The sequence below is a fragment of the Acidobacteriota bacterium genome, from assembly GCA_034211275.1.
In the GTDB taxonomy this organism is placed as follows: domain Bacteria; phylum Acidobacteriota; class Thermoanaerobaculia; order Multivoradales; family JAHZIX01; genus JAGQSE01.
Genome location: JAXHTF010000290.1, coordinates 1 through 5,545 on the forward strand (window position 1 = coordinate 1; position 5,545 = coordinate 5,545).

A 5,545-nucleotide genomic window follows, 5' to 3' on the forward strand; every position below is an offset into this window, starting at 1 on the left:
CGAGCTTTTCCCTGGGTACAGTAATGATACTGAGTGCCGGGAGCGCGATCGCGCAAACCTCTCCTTCTTGGGAATTGAGCCAAAACAACCCATGATAGCGACAGCTTAGCGGCAATACTTAATGTGATCAACAGCCAATCTAAAGGTATGACAAAGATTCCGTCGCGACTCCTTTGGCTTCCGCTCGTCTGGGCGCTGCTTGCCGGCGGCCTGGCTGCTGTCTTTCTTGGTAAGGCGGCAGACGACTTCTTCATCACCTATCGCTATGCTTGGAATCTCGCTCATGGAGAGGGCTTTGTCTTCAATCCAGGTGAGCATGTCTTCGGGCTGACGAATCCAGGTCTGGGGCTTCTGCTCGCCCTGCTCACGCTAGTCACGCGGATTCCAATACACATCTTGGGTACGGCGGTTTTTGCCGCCAGTCTCTGGGGATTGGCGAGTCTGCTCTTCGTTGCAGCGCGGGATAGTGTCGAGCGCTTCACCGTGGCCGTTGGGGGAACCCTTGTTCTCTCTTCCACCGTGCTGTGGATCAATCACGGATCTGAGGCCGCGGTTGTCCTCTTACTACTCGCCTTTTCGGCACACTTGGCTACCAAGCGCCCCGCAGTGGCAGGAGTTCTGGCTGGGGCTGCAGTCTGGTTTCGGCCTGATGCAGCACTCGGGGTGATCATCCTTCTCGCGTTGCTATGGCTCGATGAGAGGCAGATTCCTTGGCGTCTGGGCGTGACGGCAGCGACGGTTGTTCTCTTAGGCGTGGGTGCAGCGTACTGGTATTTTGGCGACATGCTGCCGGCAACGCTTGAGGCAAAGCGATCCATGGCTGCGTCACGGCCTGAGAGCTGGACGGGCCCCATCCGCTTCTGGCAACGCTCCATCCGGATACTGCTTCGCCATTGGGGTGATGGCCTTCTGGTTGTTGTAGGCATGGGGCTGGCGGGTCTCTGGCCCCTTGTTCAGCGTGCCAGCAGACCTCTCCGGCTCGTTGCGCTCTATGGCGTTGCCCTCGCAATCGCCTATCCACTCCTCGAGGTGCCGTTCTTTCCCTGGTACATCGTGCCGTCGGTCGTTGCGTTGCTGTATGGACTCAGCTCACTCGGCGTTGAGCTTACGTGGAGCCTTGCGAGCAAAGTAGCAGCGGAGATTCGCCCTGCTCTTCAGCGTTGGTTCGTCGCTCTCTGTGGTCTCGTCATCCTCGGAGTTCCAGTCTTCTTGATCGCGGAGCCGGGTCTTTTGTGGCTCGAGCGTTTCGAGGGCTACGGACGGTACGAGACCTACAAGGTTGCGGCACGCTGGGTGAAGGAGCACTCGACTCCTGAGCAGCGGATTGCGTATGGCGAGATCGGCGCGCTGGCCTACTTCTCCGAGCGTCCGGTGGATGACCTCATGGGGCTGACGACACCGCGATCCCTGCCGTTCGTCCTCGCCGGAGATGGTGAGGGGGCCTTTCTCGCGTCTCCGCCAGACTTCTTCTTCGAGCACCCCGACGGGCCCCATCGGGGTTTGGTGCATCGAAAGTGGTTCCGAGACGGCTACGCGCTCGTCGCGACGATTCCAGGTGAGCCAGGAGATCCGGGTGAGATGCGGATATTCCGGCGGAAAGAGGTGGCGCTGCTTCCACCACCGAGGCCGCCGCGGGAGCGGTGAGTTGGCCCCCGGGGATCGTTTTATTCCCGACTCCAGCTGGGAGACTTCGAGCGAGACAAGAATAGGTACCAGTGAAGGAAGAAAGGGGGGAACGATTGACACCCCTTGGATCGCAGGCCTATGCTGACGCCAATAGCTCGCTCACACAGGCTGGATTGCGGCCGAATCGAGAGGCGGAGGAAGCCTTGCCTTCGCCGAAGCCTATTGGCCTGGCCCCATGGCCGGACCGAGAGGCCTCGGAACGCCTGGAGTCCGAACCGGCCAGCGTGGGCGAATTCACCCCCTGAATCGATGGAAAGTGAGGAGACCGATGAGCCGATCCACCAACGCTCCAACTTTTGCTGTCTGGGTCATCTGCCTGATCCTGTTTGTGATTGCCCTGCTCGTAACCTTTGGCGTGCTCTCGGTCGGGGTGCCTCTACTTCCCTGGACTTGGATCATCGGCTTCGGCCTGCTGCTCCTCGCCTGCCAGCTGAAGGGTCTCTAGCGAAGGGCCTCTAGCGCCTTTGCTTCTGGGAGTCGCCCCGGCTGCGGCCGGGGCGCTCCTGCGCGCCTCGATCTTCCCCACTCCCCTCCTCCTCCCTTCTCTGCACCGGCTCCGCCGCTCCTCTCCGAGCTGATACCATCGTCCCGTACGCGCTCTGAGTCGCCATGACCGGCGGCCGGTCTCTTCTCTTCACTGGAATTTCTATCGCGAGGCTGGGTATGGCCAGTACTGAACCCTATCGACCCAAGCATCCCGTTCGCATCGTCACCTCCGCCGCCCTCTTCGACGGCCACGATGCGTCCATCAACATCATGCGCCGCATGCTCCAGGCCACCGGTGCCGAGGTCATTCACCTGGGCCACAACCGCAGCGTCGAGGATGTGGTGGATGCCGCCATCCAGGAGGATGCCCAGGGCATCGCCATCTCCAGCTATCAGGGCGGCCACATGGAGTACCTGACCTATATGCGCTCCATGCTCGACGAGCGCGGCGCGCAGCACGTGCGCATCTATGGCGGCGGCGGCGGGGTGATCGTGCCGCGGGAGATCGAAGAGCTGCACGAGAAGGGCATCGACCGGGTCTTCTCGCCGGAGGACGGCCGACGGCTGGGGCTCCAGGGGATGATCAACCAGGTGGTGGAGGGCTGCGACTACGATCTGCGGGAAAAGAATCCCCAGCTGGAAGCGGCCAAGCTCAACGGCAGCTATCTGCCCCTCGCCCGCCGGTTGACGGTGGCAGAGCTGGAAGGTGTCAGCAGCGCGGCAGAAGAAAAGAAAGTTCCGGTGGTGGGCATCACCGGTACCGGCGGCGCCGGCAAGAGCAGCCTCACCGACGAGCTGGTGCGCCGTTTTCTCCAGGACTTCGGCGACAAGCGGGTAGCCATCCTCTGCGTCGACCCTACCCGCCGGCGCACCGGCGGTGCGCTGCTAGGGGACCGCATCCGTTTCAACAGCCTGCGCAACTCCCGAGCCTACATGCGCTCCCTGGCCACCCGCGGCGCCCGCGGCGAGGTTTCGGAGTCTCTGGAAGACGTGCTGGCGGAGCTGCGCCGGGGACCCTTCGACCTGATCTTCCTGGAGACCGCCGGTATCGGCCAGGGAGACAACGCCATCACCGAGGTCAGCGACCTCTCTCTCTACGTGATGACCGCCGAATACGGCGCCCCCAGCCAGCTGGAAAAGATCGAGATGCTCGACTACGCCGACCTGGTGGCGATCAATAAATTCACCCGCCGCGGCAGCCAGGACGCCCTGCGGGACGTGCGCAAGCAATTCCAGCGCAACCGCGAGCTCTTCGACACGGCCCCGGAGCAGCTCCCCATCTTCGGCACCAGCGCCGCCCACTTCAACGACCGTGGGGTCAACGCTCTCTACGCCCATCTGGTGCAGCAGCTTTCGCAGCGCTTCGACCTCGAGTGGAGCAGCTCCTTCCCCGCCGACGAGGTACGGGTCACCGACCGCAGCCAGCACATCATTCCTCCGGAGCGGGACCGCTACCTGAGCGAGATCGCCCAAGCTTGCCGCGAGTATCGCCGTTGGGCTCGAGAGCAGGCGGAAGTGGCCGCCGATCTGGAAGCGCTGGAGCGTTCTGTGCAGCTTCTGGCGGACACCTCAGCTACCGACCACCCGATCTTCACCGCCTACGGCGACGCTCCGGTAGGAGCTTCCGCCGCCGCCGGGGACTTGATGGCCGAGCACGACCGCCTGCTCCAGCGCCTCGATGCTCGGTGTGTCTCGCTGCTTCAAGGCTGGCAGGAGCTGCAGGACCGCTACGCCGCCGACGAATTCGTCTACCGCGTGCGGGACCGCGAGGTGCGGGTGCCCAACCACCGCATCACCCTCTCCGACAACAAGGTCTCCAAGGTCGCCTGGCCCCGCTTCCGCAGCGCCGGCGACCGCCTCTACTGGCGTCTGACGGAGAATCTCCCCGGCGAGTATCCCTTCACCGCCGGCGTCTTCCCCTTCAAGCGTCAGGCCGAAGACCCCACCCGCATGTTCGCCGGCGAGGGCCCGGCGGAGCGCACCAACCGGCGCTTCCATTACCTCGCCGACGGCCAGCCCGCCAAGCGCCTGTCCACCGCCTTCGACTCCATCACCCTCTACGGCGAGGATCCGGGGCATCGGCCGGACATCTACGGCAAGATCGGCGAGAGCGGGGTGAGCATCTTCACCGTCGAGGAAGCGGAGCGGCTCTACGCCGGCTTCGACCTCTGCGAGCCCACCACCTCGGTGTCCATGACCATCAACGGGCCGGCTCCGACGGTCCTCGCCTTCTTCTTCAACACCGCCGTCCGGCAGCGCTGCCGGCGCTTCCTGCGGGAAGAAGGGCGGCTGGAGATCACCGAGGAACAGGTGCTGCAGCCCGACGCCGAGCGCGGCGCCACCTGGGCACAGACCCGCACCCTGCTCTCCGAGGAGGAGTATCAGCAGCTGCGGGAAGAGGCGCTGAAGCGGGTGCGGGGCACGGTACAGGCGGACATCCTGAAGGAGGATCAGGGGCAGAACACCTGCATCTTCTCCACCGAATTCTCCCTGCGCCTGATGGGCGACGTGCAGCAATTCTTCATCGACCACGGGGTGCGCAACTTCTATAGCGTCTCCATCAGCGGCTACCACATCGCCGAGGCCGGGGCGAACCCCATCCACCAGCTCGCCTTCACCCTCGCCAACGGCTTCACCTACGTCGAGTACTACCTCTCCCGGGGCATGGACATCGACCGCTTCGCCCCCAATCTGAGCTACTTCTTCTCCAACGGCATGGACGCCGAGTACAGCGTCATCGGCCGCGTCGCCCGGCGCGTCTGGGCGGTGGCCCTGGATCGCATCTACGGCGCCTCCGAGCGCGCCCAGAAGCTCAAGTACCACATCCAGACCAGCGGCCGCAGCCTGCACGCCATGGAGATCGACTTCAACGACATCCGCACCACCCTGCAGGCCCTGCTAGCCACCTACGACAACGCCCAGAGCCTGCACACCAACGCCTACGACGAGGCCATCACCACCCCCACCGAGGAGTCGGTGCGCCGCGCCATGGCCATCCAGCTGATCATCAACAAGGAGTTCGGGCTGGTGATGTGCGAGAACGCCACCCAGGGCAGCTTCATCATCGAGGAGCTGACGGATCTGGTGGAAGAAGCGGTGCTGAAGGAATTCGACCGTCTCACCGAGCGCGGCGGCGTGCTGGGAGCCATGGAGCTGCAATACCAGCGCGGCGAGATTCAGGCCGACTCGCTCAAATACGAGCACCTCAAGCACAGCGGCGAGCTGCCCATCATCGGCGTCAACACCTTCCTGCCGAAGAAGGTCGAGGAAGCCTCGGAGCCGGCGGAGATCGCCCTCAGCCGTGCCTCCAAGGATGAGAAGGAGCTGTGCATCCAGCGCCTCGAGACCTTCCACCAGGACCACGCCGAAGCGG

Annotated in this window: 3 protein-coding genes; all 3 read left to right on the forward strand. The window is 63.7% G+C overall.

Features of this window, described 5'->3' with window-relative positions; genetic code table 11:
• Positions 1-147 precede the first annotated feature (147 nt).
• Positions 148-1,644: a hypothetical protein gene (locus tag SX243_24880; GenBank protein MDY7096223.1), complete on the forward strand. Its 1,497-nt coding sequence runs from the start codon at positions 148-150 to the stop codon at positions 1,642-1,644.
• Positions 1,645-1,954: 310 nt separating this feature from the next.
• Positions 1,955-2,131, forward strand: a complete 177-nt coding sequence (locus SX243_24885; GenBank protein MDY7096224.1) for a hypothetical protein — start codon at positions 1,955-1,957, stop codon at positions 2,129-2,131.
• Positions 2,132-2,349: 218 nt separating this feature from the next.
• A partial coding sequence (gene icmF / locus SX243_24890) for a fused isobutyryl-CoA mutase/GTPase IcmF (protein MDY7096225.1) occupies positions 2,350-5,545 on the forward strand: 3,196 nt, incomplete at its 3' end.

What these genes read in the sequence shown, in the direction of transcription:
- SX243_24880 (MDY7096223.1), top strand. Translation starts at nt 148, where the DNA reads ATGACAAAGATTCCGTCGCGACTCCTTTGGCTTCCGCTCGTCTGGGCG.
- SX243_24885 (MDY7096224.1), top strand. Translation starts at nt 1,955, where the DNA reads ATGAGCCGATCCACCAACGCTCCAACTTTTGCTGTCTGGGTCATCTGC.